General features: G+C 59.3%; 19 protein-coding genes. 8 read left to right on the top strand and 11 right to left on the bottom strand.

The genetic code is table 11. The features are described 5' to 3' along the window. Positions 1-101 precede the first annotated feature (101 nt). Both AO277_RS20940 and AO277_RS20945 read left to right on the top strand, forming a co-directional pair. Positions 102-479: a hypothetical protein gene (locus AO277_RS20940; RefSeq protein WP_004666324.1), complete on the top strand. Its 378-nt coding sequence runs from the start codon at positions 102-104 to the stop codon at positions 477-479. 406 nt (positions 480-885) lie between these two features. Further along, positions 886-1,257 carry a hypothetical protein gene (locus tag AO277_RS20945; RefSeq protein WP_005730426.1) on the top strand — a complete coding sequence of 124 codons (372 nt, stop codon included), beginning with the start codon at positions 886-888 and terminating at the stop codon, positions 1,255-1,257. A gap of 99 nt (positions 1,258-1,356) precedes the next feature. Here AO277_RS20945 and AO277_RS29920 read toward each other — a convergent pair whose 3' ends face one another. Continuing rightward, positions 1,357-1,443: a small membrane protein YohP gene (locus AO277_RS29920; RefSeq protein ID WP_441344152.1), complete on the bottom strand. Its 87-nt coding sequence runs from the start codon at positions 1,441-1,443 to the stop codon at positions 1,357-1,359. A gap of 210 nt (positions 1,444-1,653) precedes the next feature. Here AO277_RS29920 and AO277_RS20955 point away from each other — a divergent pair, with 210 nt between their 5' ends. Then, entirely contained in the window at positions 1,654-2,193 is a 540-nt protein-coding gene (locus AO277_RS20955) for a ferritin-like domain-containing protein (RefSeq protein WP_004655820.1), read from the top strand. Between the two features lie 303 nt (positions 2,194-2,496). Here AO277_RS20955 and AO277_RS20965 read toward each other — a convergent pair whose 3' ends face one another. After that, positions 2,497-4,563 (bottom strand): AsmA family protein, encoded by a 2,067-nt coding sequence (locus AO277_RS20965; RefSeq protein ID WP_044318728.1) that lies wholly within the window; start codon positions 4,561-4,563, stop codon positions 2,497-2,499. Positions 4,564-4,786: 223 nt separating this feature from the next. On the opposite strand from AO277_RS20965, the gene AO277_RS20970 reads away from it, so the two are divergent. The 5 genes from AO277_RS20970 to AO277_RS20990 all read left to right on the top strand — a co-directional run bounded on the left by AO277_RS20970 (position 4,787) and on the right by AO277_RS20990 (position 8,014). Continuing rightward, on the top strand, positions 4,787-5,419 hold the full coding sequence (locus AO277_RS20970; RefSeq protein WP_002555418.1) for a TetR family transcriptional regulator: 633 nt from the start codon (positions 4,787-4,789) through the stop codon (positions 5,417-5,419). A gap of 186 nt (positions 5,420-5,605) precedes the next feature. After that, positions 5,606-6,106: an urease accessory protein UreE gene (ureE, locus tag AO277_RS20975; RefSeq protein WP_002555419.1), complete on the top strand. Its 501-nt coding sequence runs from the start codon at positions 5,606-5,608 to the stop codon at positions 6,104-6,106. Beyond that, on the top strand, positions 6,103-6,777 hold the full coding sequence (locus AO277_RS20980; RefSeq protein WP_002555420.1) for an urease accessory protein UreF: 675 nt from the start codon (positions 6,103-6,105) through the stop codon (positions 6,775-6,777). Before ureE ends, AO277_RS20980 begins: the two co-directional genes overlap by 4 nt. 21 nt (positions 6,778-6,798) lie before the next feature. Beyond that, positions 6,799-7,416 (top strand): urease accessory protein UreG, encoded by a 618-nt coding sequence (gene ureG / locus AO277_RS20985; protein WP_003368915.1) that lies wholly within the window; start codon positions 6,799-6,801, stop codon positions 7,414-7,416. A gap of 25 nt (positions 7,417-7,441) precedes the next feature. Next, positions 7,442-8,014, top strand: coding sequence for a HupE/UreJ family protein (locus tag AO277_RS20990; protein ID WP_002555422.1), 573 nt, complete (start codon positions 7,442-7,444; stop codon positions 8,012-8,014). A gap of 53 nt (positions 8,015-8,067) precedes the next feature. On the opposite strand, the gene AO277_RS20995 is transcribed toward AO277_RS20990, so the two are convergent. The 9 genes from AO277_RS20995 to nrdR form a co-directional block, all read right to left on the bottom strand. Then, entirely contained in the window at positions 8,068-8,487 is a 420-nt protein-coding gene (locus tag AO277_RS20995) for a hypothetical protein (RefSeq protein ID WP_004666326.1), read from the bottom strand. Then, positions 8,484-9,101, bottom strand: coding sequence for a GTP cyclohydrolase II (gene ribA, locus AO277_RS21000; RefSeq protein WP_044318741.1), 618 nt, complete (start codon positions 9,099-9,101; stop codon positions 8,484-8,486). The genes AO277_RS20995 and ribA overlap by 4 nt, the downstream gene beginning before the upstream one ends. A 134-nt stretch (positions 9,102-9,235) precedes the next feature. Continuing rightward, complete coding sequence (gene thiL / locus AO277_RS21005; protein WP_002555425.1) at positions 9,236-10,201, bottom strand: thiamine-phosphate kinase; 966 nt, start codon at positions 10,199-10,201, stop codon at positions 9,236-9,238. Between the two features lie 16 nt (positions 10,202-10,217). Beyond that, positions 10,218-10,715 carry a transcription antitermination factor NusB gene (gene nusB / locus AO277_RS21010; RefSeq protein WP_044318729.1) on the bottom strand — a complete coding sequence of 166 codons (498 nt, stop codon included), beginning with the start codon at positions 10,713-10,715 and terminating at the stop codon, positions 10,218-10,220. Beyond that, positions 10,712-11,188 carry a 6,7-dimethyl-8-ribityllumazine synthase gene (ribH, locus tag AO277_RS21015; protein WP_002555427.1) on the bottom strand — a complete coding sequence of 159 codons (477 nt, stop codon included), beginning with the start codon at positions 11,186-11,188 and terminating at the stop codon, positions 10,712-10,714. The genes nusB and ribH overlap by 4 nt, the downstream gene beginning before the upstream one ends. Positions 11,189-11,317: 129 nt before the next feature. Next, positions 11,318-12,409: a bifunctional 3,4-dihydroxy-2-butanone-4-phosphate synthase/GTP cyclohydrolase II gene (ribBA, locus tag AO277_RS21020; RefSeq protein ID WP_044318730.1), complete on the bottom strand. Its 1,092-nt coding sequence runs from the start codon at positions 12,407-12,409 to the stop codon at positions 11,318-11,320. A 16-nt stretch (positions 12,410-12,425) separates the two neighbouring features. Then, positions 12,426-13,088 (bottom strand): riboflavin synthase, encoded by a 663-nt coding sequence (locus AO277_RS21025; protein WP_002555429.1) that lies wholly within the window; start codon positions 13,086-13,088, stop codon positions 12,426-12,428. Between the two features lie 47 nt (positions 13,089-13,135). Continuing rightward, positions 13,136-14,236 (bottom strand): bifunctional diaminohydroxyphosphoribosylaminopyrimidine deaminase/5-amino-6-(5-phosphoribosylamino)uracil reductase RibD, encoded by a 1,101-nt coding sequence (gene ribD, locus AO277_RS21030; RefSeq protein ID WP_161795790.1) that lies wholly within the window; start codon positions 14,234-14,236, stop codon positions 13,136-13,138. A 41-nt stretch (positions 14,237-14,277) separates the two neighbouring features. Continuing rightward, the gene (gene nrdR / locus AO277_RS21035; RefSeq protein WP_002555431.1) at positions 14,278-14,742 is read right to left on the bottom strand and encodes a transcriptional regulator NrdR; all 465 of its coding nucleotides are present in this window, start codon (positions 14,740-14,742) and stop codon (positions 14,278-14,280) included. Between the last annotated feature and the right edge of the window lie 133 nt (positions 14,743-14,875).

Genomic DNA, 14,875 nt, shown 5'->3' on the forward strand with positions numbered 1-14,875 from the left:
TTTGGTCGGCATACATGCACCTCTAGCTACATGTTATGCCCGAACACAAAATTTCTGACAGTCTCGCGAATTGGAGAGTACATTTATGAGGCAGTTTCAAAATGACAAATATCCCAGTAGGCTTGATCGGTATACTCATAATGGTACCTATGATACTCAACCTTTTCGCCACCGCTATCATTGCGCATAAGTACGTTGAGATCATTGAGGAGCAGCTACCAAACTGCTCTTCCGTACAGACCATTAGAGAGGCATGGTCGGGTGGAGGCCTGCTCGGAAAGGTTATGCGCGGCGGCGTTATTTCAGTAGTGCTAATGTTACCAAAACTAAGCGCCAGAAGAGGAGTCATTGATGCCTCGGAGGTTGAACGCCTTCCAGCACGTTACAAAAACCTCTTGATCATTCCGACAACCATAACCTTTATTTTATTCACAGCGATGATGGCGCTCAGAATCGCCGGACACTACCTAGGACTTTAAGGTACTAGACGAGATCAAAAATTGACCAGTATCGAGTCAGGATTAGCAGACATTATTATCTTTACAATTATGGCGCTCAGCTTGCCCTCTATTATTTATGTAGCGCACATTTACATAGGTGGAATCGAATCACAGCTACCAAAATCCTCATTCGTCTCATCAAACCGAAAAGTACTGTACGCAGGTGGCTTACCCGGCAAACTTAAAGGCTGACTGATGCAGATGAGTTGAACAAATTCACTGGCCATCTCAAGAGGAGATTACTAATACCCGGACAATTCCATTGGCGTGCGCCGCAGCGCCGAGTCATCTTCTAGCGCACTGATTAAGCTTCAGGGCATTGTAATTCTCACATCATCTAAAGTTCAGAGTCGCAAAAAATCAGCTCAAACAGGGAGCCAACGTATTGAACACTGTAGAGCCTGGCATCATAGCCGGCATCATCATGGCTTCAGTATTTCTAAATTTGATTACAATGGCATATACAGCACATCGGTACATCGACACTGTCGAGTCACACCTATCGAACTGTCAGTTTGTAAATGATTATAAGCGACTGTATGCAGGTGATGATTTACGCAGCAAAGTACAGCGCCTTTGGATGGCTGCATTGGTTTTATCGACGCCGGGCCTGCTTATCAGAAGGAAACTCGTCGATCCTCAGGATCTTAAAAACTTTCCTGCGGAGCTCAAAGTGCGCATTCTGGCGGCGTGGATGATCGGCATGCTAGCCATGACGGCATCCGTGATATTTTATTTCTGGACCAAATACCTCTAACGAGCAGCGTCTGACGCCCAGTCCATTTCTAAAAAATCATTACCGCGCCCCAAAGAATCCTTCAGAGTGCAGTGACTACGCCAACCAGCAGGTTGACGCTTAGAAAACCAGCTTGAACAGGGCGATGACCACGACCAGGCCGATCAGAAAGATGATGCCGACGGTGCTTCCGAGAAACTTAAGCATTGTGTATCTCCACGATTTATTTGGGTCTCATGGTTGGGACCGCAGCGTTCTGCACTCGTTTCTTATATTTTTACATTCAGTCACAACCGTCCGCACCGGCGAAAATCCGATAAAACTTTTCCCCTCCTCCAGCACTCACAACCTTTGCTGATCCTGCCGGGCAACACACAGAGCGGGACAGCAAAACCTGATGAACCCTGGAGATAAATGATGATTTCTGCACCGCAATCACAGCTTTCCGATGTAAATACTCTGCGCCAGCGTGCGCGCCAGAACGTTGAGAATGGTGCTGTGACTGAAGGTTACAGCGCTGACCGCGAAACCGTGCTGCGCCTGCTCAATGAGTCACTGGCGACCGAGCTGGTCTGTGTGCTGCGCTACAAACGCCACTACTACATGGCGTCCGGCCTCAAGGCGAGCGTGGCGGCAGCCGAGTTTCTGGAGCACGCTGAACAGGAAGCACAGCACGCCGACAAGCTGGCCGAGCGCATCGTGCAGCTGGGCGGCGAGCCGGAATTCAACCCGGACCTCCTGTCGAAGAACTCCCACGCACAATACGTTGCGGGCAACACGCTGAAGGAAATGGTGTACGAAGATCTGGTTGCCGAGCGCATCGCGGTCGACAGCTATCGCGAGATCATTCAGTACATCGGTGACAGCGATCCGACCACCCGCCGCATCTTTGAAGAGATCCTTGCTCAGGAAGAAGAACACGCCGACGACATGTCGGACATCCTCGAAGGCCTGTAACAAGCGGCGACAAGTGAAAAGCCAGGACCTGTGTCCTGGCTTTTTTGTGGACAACTGGAATGCGTGATCGACGCACGACTATCGTTCCCTGTGCTCCCTTTGCATGCCGATCGTGACGCTCTGCGTCACAAGCCTGCATCGCACCGCGCATCAAGACCGGACGCGGAGCGTCCAGAGCGGCATGCGACGCGGAGCGTCGCACGATAGTTGAGATTATCGTTCCGCTCGCTCCAGCGTCGGAATGCATTGCGTGACGCTCTGCGTCACAGATCTGCATCGCACCGCTGATCCTTGAGTGTGCAATCACTTCACCGTCTTCGGCGCCTTGCCGGTGCGCATCTGCTCCAGCAGCGGGCCGCATTGGTTCGGTGCGCTATCGCCGGTCGCGACCAGCGCCAGCAGACCGGCCACCGGGCCTACGGTCGCACCGAGCAGGACCATGCCGGCGCCGCGCAGCAGTAACGGGCCGGACTGCACGCCTGCATTGGGCTTGGCGAACGGGCCGTTGACATACAGTGGCGAGCGCAGCGAGAACACGCGGAAGCCCTTGGACTCCGGGTTGATCTGCAGGTCCAGCTGCTCGGTCTTCATGTTTGCGGTGCCATTGATGTAGATGATGGCGTTCTCGGTATCGAAGACGAACAGCCGACTGGTCGCCAAGCCGTCCTTGATGCCGAAATCAGAAGCCGCGCAATTGATCTTCACGTCCTTGTCGCCAAACAGCTTGCCCACCACGTAGTTGCCCACGTTGAGCCCGGCAATTTCCATCAGGCCACGGCTGATCGCGCCGTCGTTGACCAGCATTTTCATTTCACCGTTGGCGGTGCCGAGCAAAGCGGCAATCGAGTTGCCTCGGCCACTGATGTCGGCATCGCCGTTCAGCTCACCGAAGCTGGTTTTCATCGGTTCAAAAGTCGGGAACAGCTGCTTGAGCTTGAAGTTGCGCGCCGACAGCTTCGCCCTGCCCTGCAACGGCTTGTTGCGGCCGTCGAGGCGGATATCAGCATCCAGCTTGCCGCCTGCCACCCCAAAGCGCAGCGGTTCCAGGCTCAATTGCCCATCGTTGAGAATCAGATGGGTATACAGGTCGGTGAACGGCAGGTCCGGGCTTTGCACGATACGCTTGCCGGTGAACTCCACGTCGGCATCCATCGCTCGCCAGCGGTCGGTCTGAAATTCTTCTACGGGCAGGACCTTGCCCGACGGCTGCTTGCTCTCGCCACCACGTTTTTTCTGAGCGGCATTCGAGTCGGCACCAATCAGCGGCGCGAGGTCGCTGAACAACAACTGATTGGACACCAGCACGCCGCTCAGCTTCGGCCGTGGCTGGCTGGCGACGTAACCCAGATCGCCGTGGATATCGCTGTTGCCGATCTTGCCGTTGAAGCCTTCGTAACGAAAGTTGGCTCCTGCCGGGTCATGCAGTTTGGCGATCAGGCGGCCATCAGTGGAGTAAGCCGGAGAGTCCGGCAGGGTAACGCCGGTCAGCGGGTACAGATTGCTCAGGCTCGCGCCGGAAAGTTTGAGGCGCAGATCCAGCGCACCCAGGTTCTGTGGGTCGGTCAGGGTCCCGGCGATGAGCGCGTGGGTATCACCAACCTTCACATCGGCCTGCACCGGGAACGGCTGACTGGCATCCTTGAGCGCCAGAAGGCCACCCACCTTGCCGGTGCCGCTCAGTTTCTGACCGTGGTACTGGCCTGTTACAGCCAGACCAAACGCATAGTCCTGCGGTACTGCGCCCTTTTCCTGGGCCTTTTGCGCTTCCTTGCTGCCAACGATTTCGCCAAACGGGATCGGCTTGCCGAGCAAGTCGATCACCACATCCAGATTGGCATTCAGTGTCTGGTCATTGAAACTCACCAGCCCCTTGTCGAACTTGATGGCCCCGATATCCACCACCCACTTGGAAGGTTCAGCGTTCGGGTCGGATTTGGGCAGGTCGAACACCCAGTTGGCGCGACCATCGGCCAGCCGCTCAAGCTTTGCCTCTGGACCGGTCAAATCGATACGCGGGATGACCACTTGCTGAGCCAGCAGTGGCAACAGCGACAGACGAAACTCAACGTGCTTGAGAGTGACCATCTGCGGGGTTTTCGACCTCTCGGGATTACCCAGTGTCAGGTCATCGGCCACGAAGTGCGGCGACGGCACCCAGGCACGCCAGCCGCCGAGTTCGGGCTCTCGCGTCCAGCGCACATCCAGGTCACCATTGATGGCGAACGGGCGATGCAGCGCTTCGCTGACTTTCTCATTGAGGGTAGGTTTGATGCGATTCCAGTCGAACGTGACAAGCACAATGACCAGTATGGCCAGCACCACCAATAACGTGGCACCTGTCCAGGCGAAAATCTTGCGGCTGCGCGTCATGCGTGACTCTCCAGAAAACAGCGCCCCGACCCTGGCGCGCTGAATACGACATGAATGTTCGACTGACAAACGCGCCGAGGGTTTGATTTGAATACGAAATCGCACCAAAGGCTAGCACCCGCGCTGCAGCGCACGTAAAAGAGTCTGAATGAAAACCCTTTCGACGCAGGTAAAGCGCATTTGCTAAAGTGCAACCCAGCCTAATCCAAGAATCGTTTGAGCCATGCTGCCCCGCGCCGAACAGAAACAACAGACCCGAAGAGCCTTGCTTGATGCTGCCCATCAGTTGATGGAAAGCGGGCGCGGCTTCGGCAGCCTGAGCCTGCGGGAAGTGGCGCGCACGGCGGGCATCGTGCCGACCGGGTTTTATCGCCACTTCGAAGACATGGACCAGTTGGGCCTGGCGCTGGTGAGTGAGGTCGGCCAGACCTTCCGCGAAACCATCCGGCTGGTACGCCACAATGAATTCGCCATGGGCGGGCTGATTCGCGCGTCGGTGAAGATATTTCTAGAGCGTGTAGCAGCCAATCGCTCGCAGTTTCTGTTTCTGGCCCGTGAACAGTATGGCGGCTCTCTTAAAGTGCGTCAGGCTCTGGGGGCTCTGCGCGAGGGCATCAGCGCCGACCTGACGGCCGACCTGGCAAAAATGCCCAAATGGCAGCACCTGAACGCTGACGCGCTGTCGATCATCGCCGACCTTGTGGTCAAAAGCGTGTTCGCCATGCTGCCGGAACTGATCGACCCTCCACCCGCTTCGCTTGCACCGCACCTGACACCTCAGGCCAAGATTACCCAGCAACTGCGCTTCATCTTTATCGGCGCACGGCACTGGCGTGGGCTCGGTAGTCACGATTGAGCGTCAGTTGAAGCCAGCTAGAGCACCAAAATAGATCACTTTTCTCGCTGCGCACCATTAGCGATCACGGCAAGGCCGTGCACAATTAAAAAGTCAGGCATTTCCGCCAGCGATTTCCTACAGCCTGCCCTGTTGGCAAGCCCCTTGCTCTGATTTGAAGCATCGCAATTGGCTGGAAGCTATCTAATGCTGGTGATTCACAACCGAATCGAACCTCAGGCCGAATGGGCCGCCGAGCTGCATTTGAATTTCGAGGCACGCAGCAAGAGTCGCCTGCGCTGCTTCAGTGCGGAAAACGAAGACGTCGGCCTGTTTCTGCAACGCGGTCAATCGCCCCTGCGCGATGGCGAGTTTCTACAGGCCGAAGATGGCCGCGTGGTACGTGTCTGCGCTCGCCCGGAAAAGCTGATGCACGTTACTTGCAGCAGCACCTTCGAACTGACCCGCGCGGCCTATCATCTCGGCAATCGTCACGTAGCCCTGCAGGTCGGCGACGGCTGGTTGCGCCTGCTCGATGACTACGTGCTCAAGGCTATGCTCGATCAACTCGGTGCCACCGTCGAAACCATCGAAGCGCCGTTCCAGCCGGAACATGGTGCCTATGGCGGCGGGCATCACCACTCGCGTGCAGGCGAAGAGGATTTCAACTATCCGCCGCGCATGCACCAGTTCGGCGTGCGCAAGTGAACAGCGCCTGGGCGCTTTTGCGTCTGGCCAGCCCGCAGCTGCCGATTGGCGGCTACAGCTATTCACAAGGGCTGGAAATGGCCGTGGAGCAGTCCATCGTGGTGGACCCGCAGACTGCAGGGCGCTGGATAAGCGATCAGCTGTTGCTCAATCTCGCTCGCTTTGAGGCACCCTTGCTGCTGGCCCATTGTGAAGCAGCGTCAGCCGGTGACTGGGGCCAACTGCTGCAAGTCAGCGAGCAACACCGCGCCAGCCGCGAAACGCGCGAGCTGCATCAGGAAAGCCGGCAGATGGGTTATTCCTTGCAACAACTGCTCAATGGCCTGCCTGAGCTGGATCGCGATGCGCGCCACTTTCTTGAACAGACTGCAGAGCCGCACCTGGCCCTGGGCTGGGCGCTGGCCGCACGTGCCTGGCAGATCAGCCCGCAAGACGCGCTGGCCGCATGGCTGTGGAGCTGGCTGGAAAACCAGCTGGCCGTGCTGATGAAAACCCTGCCACTCGGCCAGCAAGCTGCGCAACGCCTGACCAGCGAGCTGTTGCCGTTACTGCAGCAAGCGCAGGTCAATGCCACCCGACAAGATACCCACCATGCCGGCAGCGCAGCCTTCGGCCTGTCCCTGGCGAGCATGGCGCATGAACGTCAATACAGCCGGTTATTCCGGTCCTGATCAGTATTTATGGAGAACTCAATGAACAGCCAACCTCTGCGCGTCGGCATCGGTGGCCCGGTAGGGTCCGGCAAGACAGCCCTGACCCTGGCGCTGTGCCTGGCATTGCGCGACCGCTATAACCTGGCGGTCGTGACCAACGATATCTATACCCGCGAAGACGCTGACTTTCTGGTGCGCAACGAGGCACTGGCCCCTGAGCGCATCATCGGTGTTGAAACCGGTGGCTGCCCGCACACCGCCATTCGTGAAGACGCTTCGATCAACCTGGAGGCGGTTGACCAGCTCAATCGTCGCTTTGAGGGCCTGGACCTGATCATTGTCGAATCCGGTGGCGATAACCTTTCCGCAACGTTCAGCCCGGAGCTTTCCGACCTGACGATTTATGTGATCGACGTATCGGCAGGCGACAAACTGCCTCGCAAAGGTGGCCCGGGTATCTGCAAGTCCGATCTGCTGGTGATCAACAAGATAGACCTCGCACCGCTGGTGGGCGCGTCACTGGAAATGATGGACAGCGACACGCGCAGGATGCGTGGCGAAAAGCCGTTCGTGTTCAGCAACCAGAAAACCGGTCAGGGTCTGGAACAGATCATTGCCTTCATTGAACGCCAGGGTCTGCTCACTGCAGCCGCCTGAATTCACAACCAAAAGGAACCCGTCGATGAACTACAAAAAAGCCCTTGGCGCCCTCGCGCTGCTGCTGATCCCGACCCTGGCGCTGGCCCACCCCGGTCATGGCGATAACGGTCTGATAGCGGGTATCAGCCACCCGATTGGCGGTCTGGATCATTTGCTGGCAATGCTTGCCGTCGGCTTGTGGGCCGCACAACAGCAAGGTTCCGCACGCTGGGCGCTGCCCTGCACTTTCGTCGGCACCATGCTGATCGGCGGCGTGTTGGGCTTTGAAGGTCTGAACCTGCCAGCACTGGAAAGCGGCATTGCCGCGTCGGTACTGGCGCTGGGTCTGGCTGTGGCACTGGCGGTGCGTCCGCCCTTGGCACTGGCCGTTGCAGCGACAGCACTGTTTGCGTTGTTCCACGGTGTGGCGCATGGCCTTGAGCTTCCGGACATGTCCAGCCCATGGGCTTACGCAGCAGGCTTCGTGGCAGCGACTGCAGCCTTGCACGCGGCAGGTTATGCCGTGGTTCGCGTATTGCCTCAGGCGGCAGCACCGCTGGTGCGCATCGCAGGTGCAGCTTCTGCGGCAACGGGTGTGTGGTTGCTGGCGGGCTGATCGGATTTCCGCTGGTCATACCCACTTCGTCTGGAAAAATCAGCCAGGGTCGATCAGCGGGAAAGCGCAGGAATGCGGTACAGGTAGAGCAGCACTGCGCTGGCAAACGCCAGCAGGCAGACCGGCAAAGGGTGCAAGCCGAACAGCACTGCGATGGCGGCGATCCAGGCGGGCAGCCCGGCAGCGAGAAAGGCCAGACGGCGGACAGCAGCGAGTTTGAGCCATGCTGCCGGCTCTTCCGGCGTGTCGAGTGCAGCCTGGGTAGCCGTTAACGCTCGCTTGTAAGCCCCGAAGGGCTTCAGGCTGACGAACATCGAGCCTATCCCGGCAATGAACAGCGGTATCGCCAACACAGGAATGAGCGGCTCGCTGGCACCGAAAAACACACAGACCACCAGCAATGGTGCCAAGGTCAGACCCAGTTGACGCCACCACGCCATTTCCAGCTTTTGGCGCACCTCGCTGCGTGTCACGCGGGGCCGACCTCGCTTTGATGCTCGTTACCCATCATGTGTCCCAACTTGCCCACCTTGGTCGCCAGATAAAGGCGGTTGTGCGGGTTTTGTCCGGTGTGCAACGGCACACGCTCGGCGACCGTGATGCCCATGTCGGTCAAGGCTTTGACCTTGCGCGGGTTATTGGTCATCAGACGCAACGATTGAACGCCCAAGTGCTGAAGCATCGGCAGGCAGATCGCGTAATCGCGCTGGTCGGCAGCAAAGCCCAGACGCTCATTGGCCTCTACTGTGTCAGCGCCGCCATCCTGCAGCTCGTAGGCGCGGATCTTGTTCATCAGGCCGATACCGCGCCCTTCCTGACGCAGATACAGCAATACGCCGCGCCCTTCGGTAGCAATGGCGCGCAGGGCGGCTTCAAGTTGTGAACCGCAATCGCAACGCTGACTGAACAGGGCGTCGCCTGTCAGGCATTCGGAATGCACGCGGCCAAGAACCGGCGCACCGTCCGCCACATCGCCCAGACTCAGGACGACATGTTCACGGCCGGTTGCCGACTCGATAAAGCCGTGCATGGCAAACTCTGCAAAGGGGGTGGGCAGTTTGGAAGCGGCGACAAATACGACGGGCACCGTGTGCTCCTGATCAGTATGAAGACTGGAAATTCGCAAGATTCGCATTGTAACAGCAGGTTCCTGCGGACGCTCAGGCTGAATTCTCGGGCATTTAGATCATAAAGTTCGATAGATAGACGCAGTGCATCGCTTCACTGCGCGCTGTCGAAATGCTGGTAGCCACGCGTATCGGGCGTGACATCCAGCCCTGCGCCGTCGACAACAACGACACCTTGGCCCTTTTCTACCCGGCCAATCACATGCACCGGCCAGCCTTCATCCAGCAAGCTGGCAAGGTGTCCGGACGGCAGCGTGAAAGCCAGGATGTAATCGTCGCCACCGCTGAGCGCAGCCTGCCGGGCAGACGGCAGATCGAACAACGTCAGCAACTGATCAGACATCGGCAGCCTGTCACGCTCGACGACCAGCCGGACGCCTGATGCACGGGCAATGTGTCCGCAATCAGCCAGCAGCCCATCGGAGATGTCCAGCGCCGACGTCGCCCTGCCCCGCAATGCCTGCCCCAGCGCTAGCTGAGGTTGCGGCGACCAGTAGCGGGCCAGCAACGCCTCGGCAATCGAAGCCTCGGCGCTGCGTTGCTTCAATACCAGCGGCAACGCGCCTGCGCCATCACCCAGCGCGCCGCCAACGCAGAGCAAATCGCCGGCGCAAGCGCCGCTGCGCGTCAGGGCCGAGCCGGCTGGAACAGCGCCGAACACCGTCAGCGTAAGGCTCAAGGGCCCGCGTGTGGTATCGCCGCCGATCAAACGCAGCGAACAGCCCAGCGCCATGTGATTGAGGCCGCGGGCAAATGCCTGCAGCCAGTCGGCATCGACCTGCGGGAGGGTCAAGGCAAGGGTAAACGCTACAGGACGAGCGCCCATGGCCGCCAGATCGCTGGCAGATACCGCCAGCGCGCGCTGGCCAAGCAGAAAGGGGTCGCAGACATCAGGAAAATGCACCCCGGCAACCAGGGTATCGGTCGAGATCGCCAACTGCTCGCCGGGCGCTAACGCCAGCAGCGCGCAGTCGTCGCCGATCCCCAGGGCAACTTCCTCGCCCACCTGCGCACAGGGCGCGGCGGCGAAGTAATTGCGGATCAGCTCGAACTCTCCCATAAAGATCAGGCGCGAATCAGCGCTTGTGGGCCTTCACTTCGACTTCACGCAGGCGCGGCGCCAGCTTGTCCAGCACACCATTGACGAACTTGTGGCCGTCAGTAGAACCGTAGACTTTGGCCAGCTCGATGCCTTCGTTGATTGCAACGCGGTAAGGCACGTCGATGCGCTTGAGCAGCTCGAAGGTCGACAGGCGCAGGACGGCCAGTTCAACCGGGTCGAGTTCTTCGATGGTCAGGTCGAGGCAAGGCGAGAGCGCGGTGTCGATCTCGGTCTTGTTGGTGGCCACACCGTGCAGCAGTTCACGGAAGTAGGCGCCGTCGACATTGCTGAAATCGTTGTCTACACGAAACTGTGCTTCGATCTCGTTCAACGCATGGCCAGCCATGTGCCACTGATAAAGGGCCTGAGTAGCCATCTGCCGCGCTTCGCGACGTTTGGCACTTTTGCCCTTGGCAGCTTCCGGCGATTTGGCGTCGCGCGGGTTGAACTGGTCGGTATCGTCGGAAATCACTTGGCCTCCAGCTGCGACAGCAGGCTTACCATTTCAATGGCGGACAGAGCAGCTTCAGCGCCCTTGTTACCGGCCTTGGTGCCGGAACGCTCGATGGCCTGCTCGATGGAGTCGACGGTCAGTACGCCGAAAGCGACCGGAACGCCGAACTCCATGGACACCTGAGACAAGCCTTTGACGCACTCGCCTGCAACGTATTCAAAGTGCGGAGTACCGCCACGGATCACCGCACCCAGCGCGACGATGGCCGCAAATTCGCTGCGCTGGGCAACTTTCTGCACGACCAGCGGAATTTCGAACGCACCCGGCGCACGGATGATGGTGATGTCGCTTTCGCTGACACCGTGGCGTACCAGCGCATCAACGGCACCGCTAACCAGGCTTTCCACGACGAAGCTGTTGAAACGGCCCACTACCAAGGCGTAGCGGCCTTGTGGGGCGATGAAGGTACCTTCGATGGTCTTCAAGGTCATTCGGTGAGTCTCGTATTAAAGAGCAAGCCCGCCTTGGGGCGGACTTTGAGGGATATTAGGCCACGAATCGCAACTGTCAGGCCAAAAGCTGCGAAAAACCGTCTTTCGCACGCCCCGACCTGCCGGTATTTATTCGGAGGGCACGTATTCTACAACTTCCAGATCGAAACCGGATATCGCATTGAACTTCATCGGTGAACTCATCAGGCGCATTTTGCGCACGCCGAGGTCACGAAGGATCTGCGAACCGGCACCCACCGTGCTGTAAGTGGTCGGCGTCTTGATCGGTTGCTGCCCTGCGGTTTCGCGGATATGTGCCAGCAATACATCGCCATCCAAGGGGTGACCAAGCAACAGCACAACACCGCTGCCCGCCTCGGAAACCGCTCGCATGGCGGCGCGCAGGCTCCAGCGGCCGGGCTGTTTGACCATCAGCAGGTCGCGCAGCGGGTCCATGTTGTGCACGCGAACCAGCGTGGGTTCTTCTGCGCAGATCTTGCCCAGGGTCAGCGCCAGATGCACGTCGCCCTCGACCGAATCGCGGTAGGTCACCAGGTTGAAACTGCCCAGTTCGCTGTCCATCGGCTGCTCGGCAATCCGCTGAACGGTACGTTCATGGATCATCCGGTAGTGAATCAGGTCGGCAATGGTGCCGATCTTGATGTCGTGTTGCCGGGCAAATTCTTCAAGTTCGACGCGACGCGACATGGTGCCGTCGTCGTTCATGACTTCGCAGATCAGCCCCGTCGGTTCGAAGCCTGCCATGCGCGCCAGGTCGCAGGCCGCTTCGGTATGACCGGCGCGAGCCAGGGTGCCGCCAGCCTGAGCCATCAGCGGGAAGATGTGCCCAGGACTGACGATGTCTTCTGCTTTGGCTTCTTTGGCAGCGGCGGCCTGAACGGTGCGTGCCCTGTCGGCTGCGGAGATACCGGTGGTCACGCCTTCCGCGGCTTCAATGGAGACGGTGAACTTGGTGCCGAAGCCGGAGCCGTTACGCGGTGCCATCAGCGGCAGTTTGAGAGTTTCGCAGCGCTCGCGGGTCATCGGCATGCAGATCAGGCCACGGGCGAAACGCGCCATGAAGTTGATGTGCTCGGGCTGCACACATTCGGCGGCCATGATCAGGTCGCCTTCGTTCTCACGGTCTTCGTCATCCATGAGGATGACCATCTTGCCCTGGCGAATGTCTTCAACCAGTTCTTCGATAGTATTGAGCGCCACGCGGCACCCCCTTGATTCAGGATTTGAGGTAGCCGTTCTCGGCCAGAAAGCTTTCGGTGATCGTGCCGTGGCCCGGCTCGGCGGCCTTGTCGCCCAGCAGCAGGCGCTCCAGGTAACGTGCCAGCAGGTCTACTTCCAGGTTGACCTTACGGCCAGGCTGGTAGTCGGCCATGATGGTTTCGCTGAGGGTGTGCGGCACGATGGTCAGTTCGAACTCGGCACCATTGACCGAGTTGACCGTCAGGCTGGTGCCGTCGACCGTGATCGAGCCTTTATGGGCGATGTATTTGGCCAGCTCGCGCGGAGCACGCACCGTAAACTGAATGGCGCGGGCGTTATCGGCACGGGAAACAATTTCGCCCACGCCGTCGACATGGCCGCTGACCAGATGGCCGCCCAGACGCGTAGTCGGGGTCAGGGCCTTTTCCAGGTTGACCCGGCTGCCGCTCTTCAGATCGACGAAGGCAGTTACGGTCAGGGTTTCACGACTGACGTCAGCCCAGAAGCCGTCGCCGGGCAATTCGACGGCGGTCAGGCATACGCCATTGACGGCAATGCTGTCGCCAAGCTTGACGTCGCTCAGGTCGAGCTTGCCGGTCTCCACGTGAACGCGGACGTCGCCGCCCTTGGGAGTCAGGGCGCGGATGCTGCCGATGGATTCGATAATGCCGGTAAACATGGGTCCTCCGGGAGAACAAGGGCTGCGCGCAAGGCGAAAGCCGGGAATTATACGCCGGGTGCGCGCACAGGGAGAGCGATGACTCGCCAGTCATTACCGACGGCACGCATTTGCACGATGTTCAGCTCCAGCGCTTCGCTCATCTGCGCCAGCGGCAGGTCGAGCAGCGGCCGGGCCGATGAGCCGAGAAACTTGCCGGCAATGAATATCTGAAACTCGTCGACCAGCCCGAGACGCGCAAAGGCACCCGCCAGCCGCGGACCGGCTTCGACCAGCACTTCATTGACGCCACGCGTGGCCAGTTCGCCCATCAACTTGCGCAGGTCCACATGACCGGCGCTGTCAGCCAGTGCCAGCATTTCGTGGCCTTCTTCCTGATAGCGACCTCGCGCCGACGCCGCAGCACAGGTCACGACCAGCGCACTGCCCGCCTGAAAGAACGGCGCGTCCAGCGGCACGCGCAGACGACCGTCAATCAATACCCGCAGGGGCGGACGCGCAGCGGCCAGCGCGGTCAATTCTGCATTGAGACCCAACTCATCGGGGCGCACGGTGAGGCGGGCCTTGTCGGCCAGCACCGTATCGGCTCCGGTCAGCACTACGCTCGACTGCGCGCGCAGACGCTGAACGGCGGAACGCGCCTCGGGACCGGTGATCCACTGGCTTTCGCCGCTGGCCATAGCGGTTCGGCCATCCAGGCTCATGGCCATCTTCACGCGTATGTAGGGCTGTCCGGTTTCCATGCGCTTGAGAAAGCCTTTGTTCAGCGCTCGCGCTTCGCTTTCCAGCACGCCGCATTGAACGCCGATACCAGCATTCATCAGGCGCAACAGGCCACGACCGGACACGTCAGGGTTGGGGTCCTGCATGGCCGCGACGACCCGCGCCAGCCCGGCGTTGACCAGCGCATCGGCACAGGGCGGCGTGCGCCCCTGGTGGCTGCACGGTTCAAGGGTGACGTAGGCGGTCGCGCCTCTGGCAAGTTCGCCGGCCTGGCGCAGGGCATGCACTTCGGCATGCGGCTCGCCAGCCCGTACATGCCAGCCCTCACCGACGATCTGGCCGTCACGCACAATAACGCAGCCGACGCGCGGGTTGGGGTGCGTGGAGTAGAGCCCGTTACGCGCCAGCTCCAGCGCACGCGCCATGTAATGAACGTCGAGAGCCGCCTGTTCAGTCAGCAATGCACTTATTCCTTACCCGGCTCGCGGGCCAGACGGTCGATTTCTTCACGAAATTCGTTGAGGTCCTGAAAGCGGCGGTACACCGAGGCGAAGCGGATGTAGGCCACTTCATCGAGCTTTTGCAGCTCGGCCATGACCAGTTCGCCAACCACCAGCGATTTGACTTCGCGCTCGCCGGTCGCTCGCAGCTTGTGCTTGATGTGCACCAGTGCCGCCTCAAGGCGCTCGACACTCACCGGACGCTTTTCAAGCGCACGTTGCATACCGGCGCGCAGTTTTTCTTCATCGAAAGGCTGACGACTGCCATCCTGTTTGATCAGACGCGGCAAAACCAGCTCGGCAGTTTCGAACGTCGTGAAGCGCTCGCCGCAGGCCAGACACTCGCGTCGGCGGCGTACTTGCTCGCCTTCGGCGACGAGGCGGGAGTCGATGACTTTGGTGTCATTGGCACCGCAGAAGGGACAGTGCATGGTGGCTGGCAACGAAAGAATGAGGAGCGCCATGTTAGCGCATCCTGCTGGCAAGACAAGGCTGAGGGTTTACGGTATATAGACGCGCATTAAAGCGATGTGAAATTGCCTGCGCTCGGTAATACTGCATGCA

It is taken from the genome of Pseudomonas amygdali (assembly GCF_002699855.1).
GTDB classification, from domain to species: domain Bacteria; phylum Pseudomonadota; class Gammaproteobacteria; order Pseudomonadales; family Pseudomonadaceae; genus Aquipseudomonas; species Aquipseudomonas amygdali.